This is a genomic window from Flavobacterium sp. (assembly GCF_039916025.1).
Taxonomy (GTDB): Bacteria; Bacteroidota; Bacteroidia; order Flavobacteriales; family Flavobacteriaceae; genus Flavobacterium.
In genome coordinates this window covers 1-16,374 of the sequence record NZ_JBDSMB010000077.1, presented here as the reverse complement: position 1 = coordinate 16,374, position 16,374 = coordinate 1, and the positions used below count along the sequence as shown (strand labels likewise).

Here is a 16,374-nt window from a genome sequence, read left to right as displayed (position 1 = left end):
AATAAATCTTGCGCTTTTCTTCTTCTTTTGGCTCAATATCCAGCATAACCTGAGCTTTTTTATTATCGATATAAAACTTAAAAGTAACATCTTTTATCTTGGTGTCATACAGTATCCATTTTCTTGGATAAACTGCGGCAAATGCGGTCCAGAAATCTTTTTTTATGGCTAATGCTTCTTTTTTGCTGAACATTTTAGTTTGGTAAAAATTTGAGTGCTTTAATTTTTTAAGGTAACTTTATATTCCTAAACTAATCAAGATGCGTTTCGACGAGTTCTTAAAATATGCTCCAAAAGTACTAAATGTTGAGCTTCCAGCAACGCATGCCCATGCGAAAATGGTTCCGCCTAACAGAGAAGAATTGTTAAAAAATACCGACTTTACAAAAATATCACCCAAAAAAGCAGCGGTCATGATGCTTTTTTATCCCAAAAAAGAGCTGACACATTTAGCACTAATTCTCCGGACTTCCTATAATGGCGTGCATTCTTCTCAAATTGCGTTTCCCGGTGGGAAAGTTGAACCTGAAGATATTGATTTAAAACAAACGGCTATTAGAGAAACCCATGAAGAAATTGGTGTTCATCCCAACTCGATTAATGTGATTCGTGCGTTTACCGAAGTCTATATTCCGCCGAGCAATTATATGGTTTATCCTTTTTTGGGTTACAGCCATGATGAACTGGAGTTTGTATTGCAGGATGATGAAGTCGCCGGAATAGTAGAATTTCCACTAGCGGATTTTTTAGATGACAAAATCCTGAAGACATCAACCATCAAAACTTCATATGCCGATAGTATTGATGTTCCTGGCTTTCAGGTCAATGAACATTTCATTTGGGGCGCTACCGCGATGATGCTGAGTGAACTAAAAGAAACCTTAAAATTGGTTTTATAAATTATTACTTTTTGTAGATTTGCCTTCCTAAATAAAATTGAATTATGGGTTTATTTAAAAGAAATCCTTTTGGTCATATACTCTTTGTCAAAAAATGGTTAATCCGGATTTTTGGCGCCATCACTCACCGAAGATACAGAGGTTTCAACGATTTGCAGATTGACGGTTCCGAAATCATTGCGGCATTACCTGATAAAAATGTACTGTTTATTTCCAATCACCAGACTTATTTTGCCGATGTTGTAGCGATGTTTCATGTTTTTAATGCCAGCCTTTCCGGAAGACAGGACAATATTAAAAACGTGGGCTATTTGTGGCAGCCAAAGATGAATATCTATTATGTTGCTGCAAGTGAAACCATGAAATCGGGTTTGTTGCCAAGGATTTTATCCTATGTTGGCTCTATTTCGGTAGAAAGAACCTGGCGTGCCGGAGGAAAAGACGTAACCGAAAAACGCGAAGTAAATCCAAACGATACAGAGAACATCAGAATTGCTCTAGAAGATGGCTGGGTAATTACGTTTCCGCAAGGCACAACCAAATCGTTTAAACCGGTTCGAAAAGGAACTGCGCACATTATCAAACAATACAAACCTATTGTGGTGCCAATCGTGATTGACGGTTTCCGTCGTTCGTTTGACAAAAAGGGTTTGCGTATGAAAAAGAAAAATATCCTGCAATCATTTATCATCAAAGAACCATTGGTGATTGATTATGAAAACGAAACTGTCGAGCAGATTGTAGAAAAAATAGAATACGCCATCGAGCAGCATCCTTCATTTTTAAAAGTAATTCCGGCCGAAGAAATTGAAGAACAGGAACGCCTGAACAAACTTAGAGAATGGCATGTTGATAAGAAAGAAATCCCACAATAAGCGGGATTTTTTGTTTTTTGATGACGCGGAATTGCATTCCGTGACTTTTATTTTTATTGTTTGCACGGATTACAAATCCGCGCTATCGTTTTTTTTGTTTTATTATATTGAAGTTAAAAGCCATTGAGCCAAACCGCTGTTTAAGTCAGTTTTTATTCTTTTATTTTGATTTCTGGCATCTCTTTCGCAATCATTGTATTTAACAAGTTCTCCCTTTCTTGAGATAAATTTTTAAAAAACTTAGTTATGTCTTCTCCATAACTTCTTTTAGAATATGAATAAACTAGCAATGCTTTTTTATGATTTTCTAATTCGATTTGTTTGTATCTATAAATTATAAATTCAACAACATCTAATTCTCCATTCTTTTCAGTACTCAATATACAATCTAAAATACTTTCCTTACCATCTGGACTACTTATAAGGCTGTAATTACATACCTTATCTGTTTCTTTTCTTTTTGTCAATTGTGCTTCTTTTTGTTGAATTGCATTTTCAACACTGACATCCATTACAAAAACATTTACAGTAATAAGTTGATTAAATTTCTCTACAGTTTCGTTTTTTGGTAAATATTCTTGAACAAAATAATTTGCATTTGGCTTTTCAGACCAAGCGAGTTTAAATTCAGTTTTATTAAATTCAATTGGCCCTTTCAATCCGATTCTTTCAATTGGTTCATTTTGAAATGTTGAAAAAGACATTAATACAATTGCTGCTAGGTAAAGTAATTTTTTCATTTATTGTTTATTTTCTGTTATGTTTAGCAAAATTGCCAATTTGAGTAGGTTGGTACAACTTAACAATATATTACTTCCAAACTTAAGCAAAAAAATCCTATTAAATTAAAATAGCTTTGCAAGGTTGTGAGCGCTTGAAAATACCCGAAAGTTGATTTTTTAATTATTCTAAAAATTTACTACAAATTTTATTACATTTGCTTCCAATCTAATTCAAACAACATGAAAAAAATCCTCATTTTTTCCCTGGTTTCAGTCCTATTTATAAGCTGTGGTGCCGATCCTGAAGTTGGCGGAACAGCAATAGTTGATCCTATTTTTAGCGTACAAACAAAATCGGTTGCGAGTATTGGTCACGAATCAGCAAATGTTTTTGGCGTTATTAGTCCATCATTCGTAGCAGGAACAACTGCTTACGGAATTGTTTATGGCCTGACACCAAATCCAACTCTTGATAATAGTATTGCAGTGGGAACTGTAATCAACCCTGCTACAGGAGGCTTTTCATGTGTCTTGACTTCGCTTTGGCATAATACAACTTATTACGCGAGAGCTTATGGAACAACTGCTGACGGAACGAAATATGGAGATCAGCTTTCTTTTGCTACCTTAAATCAACTTTATACGAATGCAGGTGCAGTTCTCGATATCGATGGAAATACTTATACAAGCGTTTTAATCAATGGCAAACAGTGGATGCAGAAAAACCTGAATGTAACCAAATATAGAAATGGTGATGTTATACCAGAAGTTACAGATATGGCAGAATGGGATGCTTTGACAACCGGCGCATGGTGTTATTTTGAAAATGATACTGCTAACGGAGTCATTTATGGTAAGTTATATAATTGGTATGCGATTAATGATCCAAGAGGATTGGCACCAACAGGATGGCATATACCAACCGATGCAGAATGGACAGGATTGACTACTTTCTTAGGTGGCACAAGTAAAGCCGGAATTAAAATGAGACAATTGGGAGATTTATGGTCAGGTCCTGTTTTGGCAACAAACCAAGCTGGATTTACTGCGGTTCCAGCCGGATATGGTTATTTGACTCATTCCTATATGCCAGAAGATCAGCCATTCAATAGCCTCGGTGATGTTGCTTTTTGGTGGAGCGCTACTGCTGCAAATGCAAATGCTGCTTATAGTTTAAATGTCAATCTGAACAATTCAGTGACAAGAGGTTCTGTCCTTAAGAAAACAGCGCTTTCTGTGCGTTGTGTCAAATATTAATTGACTTAAGAAATTGATATAAAAAAAATCCCGTCTCGTTACAAAAACAAGACGGGATTTTTTATTTGGTGATCAAGTTCATAAGCCATCTAATTTTTTTAAAAATCTACGATAATAGGAAATAATTTTGCAGGCTCTTCTATTTGCGGATTATGACCGCTGTATTCAAACATAATAAATTTGGCCTGTGGGCAATATTCTTTGTATTTCACCATCATACTGGGCACGGCAACACGGTCAAATCGTCCACCATAAATCAGGATTGGCATTTTTAAATCCTTTAATTGTTTTCGATAATCAAAAGTGCCTATATCATTTCCGACCAAAAAATCACCATCCTTTCCTACCATTTGATAGTATAAATCCGGATTAAATGAATTAGGGTAATTTTTACTCCTTGATTCTAAAAAGTTATTTGGATTATATGCATATAAAAATCCATAAGGTACATTACCATATATCTCACGGTGTTTAGTGTCGCTGCTTATACCGCCCTGCTCTCGGTATTCCATTAATTGATCCCATACTTCAGGATAATTTTCCTTAATTTCATGGTTGCTGTTATCATCATTTTCCTGCCACATTATAAAACTGTGAAATCCATTTGCTAAAATGAGATGATTCAAGTGCTCTCCATACTTTACTGCATAACCCTGTGCAACAAGACTGCCGTAGGAATGGCCCAACACGCTTACTTTATTTAGGTGCAATGCTTTTCTCAAACCTTCGATATCCTCAATATCTCTGTCTAAACTATATTCTTTGGGATTTTTTGCAGTATCAGATTTCCCACGGCCAAAACCATCAAAATATATCAGCTGTATATTTCCTTTTACACTTAACGAATCAAAATCGCGTAAACTTATATGGGCACCTCCGGGACCACCCGAAATCATTATCAAAGGTTCGCCAGTTCCAACTGTTACCACCCAAAGGTTTGCACCGTTTACTTTATAAAATTTTCCATCTGAAAAACTGTTGGGAAATTGCTGTGCAAATAAACATGTGCAAAAAAATAGTAATGGGATAATCATTGTGTGCTTTTTCATGATTCTGAATGTTTTTATTTGTGAGTTTTCTTTAGACTATCGTTATTCAAACTTAATAAAAAAATCCCGCTTTCACGGGACTTAGTTTACAAATCTATTTTCTTTAATTCTTTATAATTGGTATTCAGTCTTCGAAGCAGGATACCATATAATAATCGGTAGAACAGCCAAAACAATCCAACAAAAATAGCAACGGCAAGTATCATTATTCCTAATGTCTTTAACAGAATCATGTGGTTCTCCTCATGAGCAATTCTGTCTTTTAGGATTTCCATTTTGGGGTTGTAAGCAAAGGCAATGAAAAAACCAGCAATAAAACTTACTACAATCATTCCTAAGTTATACCAAACATAGTATTTAACCGTTTTGCGGGTTCTTAAGATGTCCTGCATCAATTGTTTGGTCGACGCTGTGGTTGAAATCTTGATATAGTTTTTATAAAAATTGTAAATAAAACACAATATCACAACATAGTTTACAAAATTCAACGCTTTGAAATACACTATCATGTTTTCGGCATGAAGTTTCTTCATATATTCATCTGTATTCCACATCACACTTATAAGCGTCCAGAATAAGACTTCAATAATGCTGATAATCAAAATCCATTTTACAATAGACGATGATTTCTTATGCAGCATTTTATATATTTCGCTTTCCGAAATTTGTTCAAATGAATGGCTGTCCTTTTGCCAAGCCTTTTTTAATAAATCCAACTCTTCCATAATCCTAGGGATTTAATATTTTTTTTAATTTACCTTTAATTCTGTTCATTTTTACGCGGGCATTTACCTCGCTAATTCCAAGTGTCTCTGATATATCAGTATAATCTTTGTCTTCCAAATACAGGAATACCAGCGCTTTCTCAATATCGTTCAATTGTTGCACCGCCTGATACATCAACTTGATTTGTTCTTCTTCTTCAAAGTTGTATTCTTCCTGTGATAAGAAATGTTTTTGCCCTTCATAGCTAGTAGTGGCAATGCTTCGGGTGCTTTTTCTGTAAAGTGTTATGGCAGTATTTAACGCCACACGATAAGCCCAAGTTGAGAATTTAGATTCACCTCTAAATTTTGGGAATGCTTTCCATAGCTGAATGGTAATTTCCTGAAACAAATCCTTATGTGCATCTTCATCATTGGTATACAACCTACATATCTTGTGGATAATGTTCTGATTGTCCTTTAATTGTTTTACAAATAATTGTTCCAAGTTGTCACTCATAGTCTCGTTAGTACAAAAAGCATGGGTTTTGTTACAGCTGTAAAACTACGAATTTTTAGTTTCATCAAAATCGATAAAATTTAGCCACGAATACATGAATATTTTTTGTGTGTTGGAAAAAGTTTGCTTTATTATTAAGACTTAAAGAATTCAGAATACTAAACACAATCATTCGTGTATTCGTGGCTAAATAAATAATGTAGAGGCGGCTAAAAAGAATAATTTCAAAAATCTGCCAACTGCTAACTGCGACTGCATTCTAATTTCTATCTTTGCACTTCAAAATTTACAAGCATACACGATGGAAATAGGGCATTACAATACACTCAAAATTGACAGAGAAACCAAAGTCGGACTTTTTTTAACTGATGGAAAGGACGATGTTTTGCTGCCTGTTAAATATGTTCCAAAAGAATATACAATAGGAGATGAGTTGATTGTTTTTGTCTATCTTGACCATGAGGAAAGACCTGTGGCAACTACATTGGAGCCTTATATCCTGATGGATGAATTTGGTTTGCTTCGTGTGAATTATGTCAACAATTTTGGAGCTTTCCTTGATTGGGGATTAGAGAAAGATTTGTTTGTTCCGTTTAAGGAACAGGCGCGTCCAATGGAAAAAGGAAAACGCTATCTGGTTTTTGCCTTTATGGATGAAAAAACAAACAGGTTGATGGCTTCCAGCAAAACCAATCAGTTTTTAAATAATGAAAATCTAACTGTTGCAGAAGGCGAAGAAGTCGATTTAATTATTTCACATATTACCGAAGTTGGAATTAATGTTATCATAAATGATATTCACAAAGGGCTTTTATACAAAGATCAGGTTTACGACGATATCAGAACTGGTGACAGAATGACTGGTTATATTAAAACCATTCGTCCCGATAATAAAATTGATGTTACGCTTCAAAAACAAGGCTACGAAAACATTGAACCTAATGCAGAGAAAATCCTTGATGAACTAAGAGCCAGCAGAGGTTTTCTGCGATTGAATGACAACAGCCATCCGGAAGATATTAAAACGGTATTGAAGATGAGCAAAAAGACATTCAAGAAAGCTATTGGTTCGCTTTACAAAGACAAACTTATCGAGATTAAAGAAGACGGAATCTATTTGGTAAAAGAATAGTTAGTGTTCAAGTTCCTGAAGTTCCTGTTCAGTTGGCACCGGAGTTTCAATTTCTGTTTTCTTTTTATAAAAAAGGCTGCTGACCATACTCAAAGTAGAATACGGTCTGTTTGAATATTTATTCCCTAAGCACACAACAGTTACGGTATCTTTTTTCACCGGCACAAATGAAGTATTGTTACCATGCCACCAACCATTGTGGTAAATCATTTTTTCTTTATTTGGCGGTAAAAAACGCATGCGCATTCCCAAACCATAATCTTTAATTGGCTTTGCAACATTACCCGCGCTATAGCCAAAATAAGCTTCCTGCAAAAGTTCCGGTTTGATAAAGTCGGGCGAATAAGTTCCCATATCAAACTTTACTAAATCTCTTGGCGTAGAATAAATATTTTTATCACCATACAAAGCATCAAACTGATCCCAAGGAAAAATGGTGCTTCCTCTATAGGATTTAGATGCCGTTTCTCTATCAGTTTCGTAATTGAAGACATAAGTATTTGTCATTCCCAATGGTTTGAAAATCAATTCCTGCATGGCCTGACGATAGTTTAAACCAGTTGCTCTTTCGATGATTATGGCTAGAACTATATAATTGGTATTGCAATAATCGAAATGCGTATCATGTGGGGTTTTTAATCTGAATTTATTCTGCACCATCAAATCCAAAATATCCTGATTGGAAAGAATCTTCTTTTTGTTCCAGTTTTTTTTCATCAATCCTGGAAAGTTAGCATAATGCTGTAAACCACTTCTGTGATTGAGCAGCGTTCGGATTGTCGTTTCTTTATAAGGAAATTTCGGAATCCAATCGGTGACTTTTTGGTCAAGCATGATGTTGTCCTGCTGTACCAGTCTCAAAATGGCTGTACATGTCAACACTTTACTAACAGAAGCTAAGTGAATAGGAGTATTCTTGTCAATCTTTTGCCCAGTCCTTACATTGGCATATCCTTTATAATCTTCATAAATCACACGGCCATTTTTGACCACAATGAAACCACCGCTATAAAAAGGTGAATTGATGTTTTTGTTATAAAAGGAATCAATAAAATGCCTTTTTTCTGCAATATAGGCTTCAGAAACATTTCCCATTTTTATTGGAAAAGTCGAAGTTACATGCAAACTGTCATTTGGATTTCCAAAATTAGAGTCAACAGTTTCCCGTTCCGTTTTTGGACTGGAAAAATAGAATAGCGTAGATAAGAAAAAGGCGATTAGGGTAAGCTTCATAATTGCAATAATACCGATATTAGTCAAAATAAAAACGGTAAGTTTCTAAAAGTTTTAAACGAGTTATTAAACATAATAAACCTGACAAGGTTTTAATTTCCAGGTCAGGTTCAAGGGCAAAAAAGCAACAATTACTAACTTAAATTTTTAAAAGGCAACTTTTATAGGAAGTGTATAAAGTACTCTCATTTTCTCTCCATCTTTATAACCCGGAGACCATTTTACTTTCATAGCTTTCAGAACTCTGATAGCTTCTTTTTCCATGCTTTTATCTGAACTTCTCAGCACTTTAATATTACTCATCGTACCATCTTTTTCAATAACAAAAGACATGATAACACTAACAGCACCCAAAGTTTCATCAGAATCAGGTTTCTCAAAATTGTCCGCTACATCTTTATAGAATTTTTTAATCGTGCCAGGATATTCAGGAAGTCGGTCTAATTCACTTGGCGCTACCGGACCTTTATCTACTAGTGGAACAAATACTGTTGTTCCAGTGGTATTTCCGCCTCCAGTTGGAATGTCGATAACAGGACCAGTTTCGGTTCCACTACCTGAAGTTACAGGAGTTGAAGGTGTTTCTGTTTTTTTAGGAACTTCAACATCTGGAGTTGTAGACGCTTCATATTTTTTAAATTTATTTTCTGAAGCAGCAGCCGCACTTTGCTCTGTTTTTGTTTTTGGGACAATAGGTTTATTCGGTTTTGGATAATTAAAGCTTGTGATTGTTATAACCGGGCCATCAGTTGGTTTAAGAATAGGTTTTTCACCAAATGAAGAAAATAACAACCAGCCGCCAAGCAGGGAGAGAATTAATGTTATACCACTCAGGAATGCAAATAAAGTGGTTCGGGGATTTTCCTGACGCAATTGATATGCGCCATAAACTTTGTTTTTGTCTTCGAAAACTAGATCTATCCAGTTTTTTTCATAAATACTAACGTTTGACATGGTTAAATGGTTTAAAGTTGAGTATTTATGTTACATAAGCGAGAGAGTGTTTTATTATATAACGCAGGAAATTATAAAATAGTATGTAATTTGTTTAAAATTTTAATACAAAAACACTAAACTCCAATAAACGTTGAGTTTTTAATAGAGTCTTTAACAAAAAAACAAACGATTATTTTTTGCTTTCGATTATTTCTGCCAGAAGTTTTTTGGCGCGAAGCAATTTTATTTTAACGTTGCTCAAAGGCTCATTGAGCTGTTCAGCAATTTCCTGATAACTCATTTCCTGAAAATACCGAAGCTGAATTACTTCCTGATAATGTGGTTTCAACTCTTTAATGAACTGCAATAACCGGGATAAGTTTTGCTCCGTAATCAAAGCATCTTCAACCGATGGAGTAGTGTCGGCAATATTATAAGCCTGTTGATCTTCTTCATCTGTGATTTCAACAAAAACAGTCGATTTCTTTTTGCGAAGCATATCAATATGCACATTTTTGGCAATGGCAATCAACCAGGTGTTGAACTGAAATTCCGGATTGTAAGTTGCAATTTTATCAAAAGCTTTAGAAAAAGTCTCTATCGTAATGTCTTCCGAATCCGTTTCATTTTCCGTGCGTTTAAGCATAAAGCCATAAACCTCATTCCAGTAATGGTCGAGCAAATAGGTAAAGGCAACCTGGTCGCCAGTCTTAGCTTTTTCTATATAAGCGTTTATTTCCAATGTACCGGTTTTGAGAAAGTATTGGTTATGAATATGTTCAATTGCGTAAAAACTAAAACGATTTCAATGATTGGAAACCAGTACATTACGTCTTTTTCTTTAAGTTTTCCTGCTGCAAATCCCATGGTAATCCAGGCGAAAATGTAACGGAAACTGATGATGCTTAAAACTATAATCCATTGGTATTGAAATGCTAATAAAATGATTGGCAATAAAAGAAACAGCAATTGCGAAACATAGAATATTACCAATTGATTCTGGTCAAACATTTTATAATGCTTGGCTGTCGAAACGTGACGGCGTTTTTGTGTAAACCAATCTTTAAAAGAAGTTTTTGGTTTTGAATAAGTAAAGCTATCCGGCAAATAACAAACAGTTGTATTTTTCTTTTCTGCTGCCTGATTGATAAACAAATCATCATCTCCGGAACGTATTTTCATATGATCCATAAAACCACGCACTTTGAAAAATTCATCACGCTTGTAAGCTAAATTTCGGCCAATTCCCATATAAGGCTTGCCAAGTTTTGCCCACGAAAAATATTGCGTAGCTGTTAGTAAAGTTTCAAATCGGATGATTTTATTCAGAAATGAACCTCCAATTTTGTCATACGCACCATAGCCTAAAACAATTGTTTTTTCAGCAGTGAATTGTGAACTCATATTGGCAATCCAATCTTTGGAAGCAGGCATGCAGTCAGCATCGGTGAATAATAAATATTCGTTTTTTGCTGCTTTAATTCCTAAAGTCAACGCATATTTTTTGTTACCCCAAAAGGCTTCGTTGTTTTCTACTTTGACTAATTTAATATTGGAATGCAATTTTTCAAATTCTTCAAAAATCTCCAGCGTATTATCACCCGAAGCATCGTCAATTAAAACAATTTCAAATTGCGGATAATTTTGTTCAAGAAGCAATGGAATTAATTTTTTAACATTTTCTTCCTCGTTTTTAGCACAAACAATTACTGAAATTGGAATTCTTTTAGGTGTCCCGCTTTGTGGTTTAGCAAATGAGAATTTGCCAAAAATAACAATGTAATAGAGGAATTGAACAACAACAACGGCAATAAATAAACAGAGTAAAGATAATAGCATAGTCGACTTTAAAAAGGGACAGCAAATGTACGAAATTGAATTATAAATTTGAATTATAAATTATGAATTTTTGCTAATTCATTCTCTATTCTTTTTCATTTCCTTCGCAACTTCAATGGCTTGAAAATAATCTGAGTTTTCCAGTTTTGAAATGATGTTTTTGTAGTTTTTATCATCTCTGCCCTGCGACATTTTTTTCACTGCCTGAATATCTGTTATTTCAATTTCAAATGAAACAATTCCACGAGCCTGCATCATTGTCTTCTTTGAAAAATCTTCCACACGGACAGGGTTTTCTGATTTTGCTTTTGCTTCGTATTTATTTGTCAGTCTTTTGAGTGCTTCAATGGTTTCGTCAAGCGAATGAATGGTTACTTTTCCATAAACGTGAACCGCCAGATAATTCCAGGTTGGAACATTTTCATGGTCATACCACGAAGAAGAAATATAAGTATGGACGCCGGAAAATATTGCTAAAACTTCCTGATTGGTTTTAAAACTTTTGGCCTGCGGATTTTCTATTGAAACATGTCCAACCAAAACCTGCTTACCATCTTTTTCTTCTAAAAGCAGCGGAATATGCGTTGCCCAAAGCTTTCCATCAGTTTGATTGACCAAAATTCCAAACCCATTCTGATGAATGAAGTTTTTAATGTCTTCCTGATTGTCGTTTTTGTAGAGTTCTGGGATGTACATTTTAATTCTTACTTAATTCATGATTCATTAATAATATAATTGAATTAAAATAATCAGTTTCAAATGTAATCACTCTTATTTTTTCAAGTGAAAAATCATAATTATATTTCAGCTCAATCTTTCCGTCAGATTTTATCATATCAATAATGAAGTAATTCTCTTCAGCTTCGTTTAGTTTTCCATAAAACAATTCATTTTCCTTATTGTCCTGAAATTCAAATAACCCATACTTTTTTTCTGACCAATTCAGAATTTCTAAAGCTGTGCCAAAATTAAATGATTTAGGAACCGAAAGGTTTAGTTTCTTAAGATTTAAAACAGTTATAAGTTTATCGTCTACTAATGAAGTTCGTTTCTTTATGAATTTTTTATTATAGAGTTTGAAGCCATCAATAACATAATCTACCGGAATATGTTTGGTCAAAATCCAATCGTCATTTTCAGAAATTACGATTCCTGTTTCTTTCTTTTTCCAGCCTTTTATTTTGAATTTTTCTACTAACATAAACTTATATCACATTAACTTCCGCCTCAATCGAAATACCAAATTCCTTTAAGATTGTTGCCTGAATATCTCTGGAAACAGCTAAAATTTCCTGTCCGGTTGCGTTGCCATAATTGACTAAGACTAATGCCTGGTTTTTATGGATTCCTGCATCACCAAATCGTTTTCCTTTAAAGCCTGCTCTTTCAATCAGCCAGCCAGCCGGAACTTTAACTTCAGTTTCTGAAATAACATAATGCGGCATTTCGGGATGCAAGGCGTGTGCTTTCTCGTATTGCTCTTTTGGTATAATTGGGTTTTTGAAAAAACTTCCGCTATTTCCTAATTCTTTCGGATCGGGCAATTTGCTTTGACGAATCGCGATTACAGCATTAGAAACATCTTTCAGCGTTGGGATTACGATGTCTTGTTTTTCCAATTCTTTGGTGATATCACCATACGAAGTGTTGATCCTATGATTGCGTTTGGTCAGTTTAAAAATTACTGAAGTAATAATGAATTGGTCTTTAGCTTCGTGCTTAAAAATACTTTCTCTATACCCAAAATGACAATCTTCTTTACTGAAGGTTTTAGTTTCCTGAGTCGCAATATTCACAGCATCACACGAAACAAAAGTGTCTTTCATTTCTGTGCCATACGCACCAATATTCTGTACAGGAGTTGTACCAACATTTCCGGGAATAAGTGACATGTTTTCCAAACCGCCAAAGTTTTGGTCTATTGTCCAAAGTACAAATTCGTGCCAGTTTTCGCCAGCCTGACTTTCAACCCAAACAAAATCGGGATCTTCTTTCAGCACTTTTTTTCCTTTCAAATCAATATGAATAACCAAAGCATGAATATCTTGTGTCAATAGCATATTGCTTCCGCCGCCAAGAACGAATTTTGGCACCGATTTGTTTTCGTGTAAAATGGTTTTTAAATCTTCAACAGAATGAACAGCTACAAACTGCTTGGCTTTGGCTTCGATACCAAAAGTGTTGTATTTTTTTAAAGAGAAGTTATTTTGAATCGTCATGCTTAAAAAATCTAATGATGACAAAAGTAAGTCAAAAGAATTTTTAAACGAGCTCGTTATAGTAGTTTTTTTGCCATGTATGCAGCATAAATATTGGCATAAAATAAGGCAAAATCTTGGTATTTCCTTTTCTGATTTCAGCTACTAATTTATTACCATCGATGTTTTGCAGGTAAGGCATATCAAAGATTTCGCTTTTTGCAAAGCTGTCCAATTCGTCAACAAATCTCGGGAATTTCAACAAATAACTTCCCCAAGGTGCGCTGAGTCCAATTTTTCTAAAATCAACAACTTCTTTCGGAAGCCTGTTTTCCATTGTAGTTTTTAGAATGAACTTTCCTTTTTTACCTGTAAACATCCATTTGTCATCCAACGTTCCCAAACCTGCAATCAGTCTTTGATCCAGAAATGGTTCACGGCATTCTATAGAAGCGCCCATAGTACAACGATCATTTCTGTCAAGCAACGAACACATATAAGTATGCTGGTCAAAATACAATGCCTGACGCTGTAGATTTTTGGGATATAATTCCTGTGCTTCTTTTAGGATTTGATAGCGATATTCATTTACCGGTTTTCCTTTGTTTCCATAAAACGAATTAATATCATCCGGATATACGTTGGAACCATTGAATATTACTAAATCGGAATCATTACTAATTTTTGAATAGCGGAATAATTTATCGTAACGTGGTCTTTTATTAAAGGTTTCAAAGTTGCTAAGCTGCGAAATTACTTTTAATAAAGATGGATTTTTTAATGCTTTGTATCGAACATAACCGCCCATTAATTCATCGGCACCTTCGCCCGAAAGCAGCACTTTTACTTTTGGTTTGGCTAATTTGGCGATGGCCAGTAAATGCGGTTCATTGAGATGCATTAAAGGCTCATCCTGGAAATAAGATGCTTCAATTAGGTTTTGGTACAGACTTTCATTTTCAAGCTTGGTGTGATTGAAAGTGTATCCGTATTGATCTGTTATTTTTTTTGCCAAATGATATTCATTGTGCTCTTCTTCGGAAAAACTGATATTAAAGGTTTCAATTTTTTCAAATTTTTGCTCATGCAATGAAGATAATATCGAGCACGAATCCAATCCGCCACTAAGCAAAACTCCAACAGCAACATCGCTGACCATTCGCAGTTTTACCGATTCAAAGAAAGTTTCTTCAAACCATTTTTTTGGATTGAGGATTTGGATGTGGTTTTGAATTTGCTCTTTTAAATTCCACCAACGTGTGGTGCTGGTTTTTCCGGTTTCATCAATAACCATATAATGTCCGGGCAAAAGCTTTTTGACATGTGCAAACAACGTATTTTCGCCAGCTACAAATCGGTTAAAGAAATATTCCTCCATGCCATCTTCAGACACTTCTAATGGAACACCAGCTGTGAAAAGCGCTTTTTGCTCTGAAGCAAAATATAAAGTGTTTTGATGAATACAGTAATACAATGGTTTTACACCCATTCTATCACGACAAAGTGTCAACTTTTTTTCCTGCGTATCCCAAATGGCGAAAGCAAACATTCCGTTGAGTTTGTGCAGCATTTCCATGCCGTATAATTCATAAAGCTTTAGCAAAACTTCGGTATCGGAGCCTGATTTCAGTGTAATTCCTTTGCTTTTTAATTCGGGATAAAACGATTGATAGTTATAAATTTCTCCGTTGAATACAATTACATATCTGCCATTATCAGAAAAAAATGGTTGATGTCCGGCTGATGAAGTATCAATAATTGACAAACGTCTGTGACCTAAACCAATATTATTGTTGATATAAATACCCTTATCATCCGGACCACGATGCTCCAGAATGTCACGCATTTTTACCAGCTGATTTTGATCAACCTGTTTAAAATTTAAATGGAAAATTCCATTGATACCACACATAAAGTTAGAGACTACTTGACTTATTATTAATTAACCCGTGATAAGCTTGAGCAATTTTTTTCATATTGATTTTGTAGTTGGCATTCTCCTCTACAAATTTCCGATTTTGAGTTACCGCTGTTTTTGTAAAACCATTGTTGTTAAATGCCCATTCCAATTCTTCGGCTAAATTAAACTCATTTTCGATAGTAACAAGTATTCCGTTAACTTTTTGTTGAATCCAACTTCTATTTCCGGGTAAATCACTTACAATAGGGAAGCAGCCGCACGCCATAGCTTCAAAGAGCGAGGCAGAAACGCCTTCAGTTGTTGGTGTGCTGATATAAAAATTAGCTTGTTGCAAAAACTCGGGAATGTCATTATTATTAATCTTTCCGGCGAAAATGACTTCATTTCCAATATTTAATTCTTTAGCCAAAGCTTTTAATTTTTTCAATTCTGTTCCGTCTCCAATAATAGTCAGTTTGAATGGAATATTTTTTTGCTTGATAATTGAAAATGCTTTCAAAATCAAATCATGCTGATATTCAGGTTGTAAAGTCCGCGTAACAATGGCGTTTATCATAGTGTCATTATGATTATCCTTAAATTCGAAGTAATCCAGGTTTATTCCTTTTGGTAAAACCATCACTTTTGACATATCTACGTTACTTTCTTTCATGTGGTTTTCCATTACATTTCCCCAGGCATGAATCAAATCAGCCTTCTTAAAAGCATGATCCTGAAGCATTTTTTTGAAAATATACAGCGGTGAACTATGTGGCCACAAATCAGTTATGCCTTGCTGCGCAATGGCGATTGGTTTTATCCCTGAAACGGAAGCCAAATAACCATAACTGGTTGTCCGTTCGGCAATTACCATATCGGGATTGAATTTTTTCGCAATGCTTTTTATAGTTATGATAGCTTTAGCCAGCTCAAAAAGGCGGCTCATTCTATTAATGCCCGTGCTACTTGTATGCAGTTCCCAGGTAACAATTTCAAAGTCGCCAAGTTCTCTGAGGCCATTCATCCAGGTAATAGCATCAGCGCGATAAGTTTCGCCAAGAAATAGAATTCGTTTTTTAGACATTTGTTTAATCTTCCGTTTCCAGCGCC

18 protein-coding genes are annotated in these 16,374 nt (G+C 35.0%); 4 read left to right on the top strand and 14 right to left on the bottom strand.

Annotated elements, in window-relative coordinates:
* Window positions 1-193 (bottom strand): DUF4268 domain-containing protein (locus ABIQ27_RS04825; protein WP_348032556.1); only part of this gene is annotated, 193 nt, incomplete at its 3' end.
* Between the two features lie 67 nt (window positions 194-260).
* Here ABIQ27_RS04825 and ABIQ27_RS04820 point away from each other — a divergent pair.
* Entirely contained in the window at window positions 261-899 is a 639-nt protein-coding gene (locus tag ABIQ27_RS04820; protein ID WP_348032554.1) for a CoA pyrophosphatase, read from the top strand.
* A 44-nt stretch (window positions 900-943) separates the two neighbouring features.
* Window positions 944-1,774: a lysophospholipid acyltransferase family protein gene (locus tag ABIQ27_RS04815; protein WP_348032552.1), complete on the top strand. Its 831-nt coding sequence runs from the start codon at window positions 944-946 to the stop codon at window positions 1,772-1,774.
* Window positions 1,775-1,926: 152 nt separating this feature from the next.
* On the opposite strand, the gene ABIQ27_RS04810 is transcribed toward ABIQ27_RS04815, so the two are convergent.
* Complete coding sequence (locus ABIQ27_RS04810) at window positions 1,927-2,514, bottom strand: hypothetical protein (protein WP_348032550.1); 588 nt, start codon at window positions 2,512-2,514, stop codon at window positions 1,927-1,929.
* 222 nt (window positions 2,515-2,736) lie between these two features.
* Here ABIQ27_RS04810 and ABIQ27_RS04805 point away from each other — a divergent pair, with 222 nt between their 5' ends.
* Window positions 2,737-3,753 (top strand): fibrobacter succinogenes major paralogous domain-containing protein, encoded by a 1,017-nt coding sequence (locus ABIQ27_RS04805; RefSeq protein ID WP_348032548.1) that lies wholly within the window; start codon window positions 2,737-2,739, stop codon window positions 3,751-3,753.
* A gap of 98 nt (window positions 3,754-3,851) precedes the next feature.
* Here the strand turns inward: ABIQ27_RS04805 and ABIQ27_RS04800 are convergent, their stop codons facing one another.
* From ABIQ27_RS04800 to ABIQ27_RS04790, 3 genes are all read right to left on the bottom strand, one after another.
* On the bottom strand, window positions 3,852-4,802 hold the full coding sequence (locus tag ABIQ27_RS04800; RefSeq protein ID WP_348032547.1) for an alpha/beta hydrolase: 951 nt from the start codon (window positions 4,800-4,802) through the stop codon (window positions 3,852-3,854).
* An 86-nt stretch (window positions 4,803-4,888) separates the two neighbouring features.
* On the bottom strand, window positions 4,889-5,527 hold the full coding sequence (locus ABIQ27_RS04795; RefSeq protein WP_348032545.1) for a hypothetical protein: 639 nt from the start codon (window positions 5,525-5,527) through the stop codon (window positions 4,889-4,891).
* A 4-nt stretch (window positions 5,528-5,531) separates the two neighbouring features.
* Complete coding sequence (locus ABIQ27_RS04790) at window positions 5,532-6,026, bottom strand: sigma-70 family RNA polymerase sigma factor (RefSeq protein ID WP_348032543.1); 495 nt, start codon at window positions 6,024-6,026, stop codon at window positions 5,532-5,534.
* A gap of 301 nt (window positions 6,027-6,327) precedes the next feature.
* On the opposite strand from ABIQ27_RS04790, the gene ABIQ27_RS04785 reads away from it, so the two are divergent.
* On the top strand, window positions 6,328-7,158 hold the full coding sequence (locus tag ABIQ27_RS04785) for a S1-like domain-containing RNA-binding protein (RefSeq protein ID WP_348032541.1): 831 nt from the start codon (window positions 6,328-6,330) through the stop codon (window positions 7,156-7,158).
* Here the strand turns inward: ABIQ27_RS04785 and ABIQ27_RS04780 are convergent, their stop codons facing one another.
* The 9 genes from ABIQ27_RS04780 to ABIQ27_RS04740 all read right to left on the bottom strand — a co-directional run.
* Window positions 7,159-8,391 (bottom strand): serine hydrolase domain-containing protein, encoded by a 1,233-nt coding sequence (locus ABIQ27_RS04780; RefSeq protein ID WP_348032539.1) that lies wholly within the window; start codon window positions 8,389-8,391, stop codon window positions 7,159-7,161.
* Between the two features lie 147 nt (window positions 8,392-8,538).
* Window positions 8,539-9,345, bottom strand: a complete 807-nt coding sequence (locus tag ABIQ27_RS04775; protein WP_348032537.1) for an energy transducer TonB — start codon at window positions 9,343-9,345, stop codon at window positions 8,539-8,541.
* A 172-nt stretch (window positions 9,346-9,517) separates the two neighbouring features.
* Window positions 9,518-10,069 carry a sigma-70 family RNA polymerase sigma factor gene (locus tag ABIQ27_RS04770; protein ID WP_348032535.1) on the bottom strand — a complete coding sequence of 184 codons (552 nt, stop codon included), beginning with the start codon at window positions 10,067-10,069 and terminating at the stop codon, window positions 9,518-9,520.
* Entirely contained in the window at window positions 10,060-11,166 is a 1,107-nt protein-coding gene (locus tag ABIQ27_RS04765; RefSeq protein WP_348032533.1) for a glycosyltransferase, read from the bottom strand. Before ABIQ27_RS04765 ends, ABIQ27_RS04770 begins: the two co-directional genes overlap by 10 nt.
* 78 nt (window positions 11,167-11,244) lie before the next feature.
* Complete coding sequence (locus ABIQ27_RS04760) at window positions 11,245-11,862, bottom strand: FMN-binding negative transcriptional regulator (RefSeq protein ID WP_348032531.1); 618 nt, start codon at window positions 11,860-11,862, stop codon at window positions 11,245-11,247.
* Window position 11,863: 1 nt separating this feature from the next.
* On the bottom strand, window positions 11,864-12,367 hold the full coding sequence (locus tag ABIQ27_RS04755; protein WP_348032529.1) for a hypothetical protein: 504 nt from the start codon (window positions 12,365-12,367) through the stop codon (window positions 11,864-11,866).
* A gap of 4 nt (window positions 12,368-12,371) precedes the next feature.
* Window positions 12,372-13,385 (bottom strand): UDP-N-acetylmuramate dehydrogenase, encoded by a 1,014-nt coding sequence (gene murB / locus ABIQ27_RS04750; RefSeq protein WP_348032527.1) that lies wholly within the window; start codon window positions 13,383-13,385, stop codon window positions 12,372-12,374.
* Between the two features lie 43 nt (window positions 13,386-13,428).
* Window positions 13,429-15,276 (bottom strand): asparagine synthase (glutamine-hydrolyzing), encoded by a 1,848-nt coding sequence (gene asnB, locus ABIQ27_RS04745; RefSeq protein WP_348032525.1) that lies wholly within the window; start codon window positions 15,274-15,276, stop codon window positions 13,429-13,431.
* Between the two features lie 4 nt (window positions 15,277-15,280).
* The coding region (locus ABIQ27_RS04740) for a glycosyltransferase (RefSeq protein ID WP_348032523.1) at window positions 15,281-16,374 on the bottom strand (1,094 nt) is incomplete at its 5' end.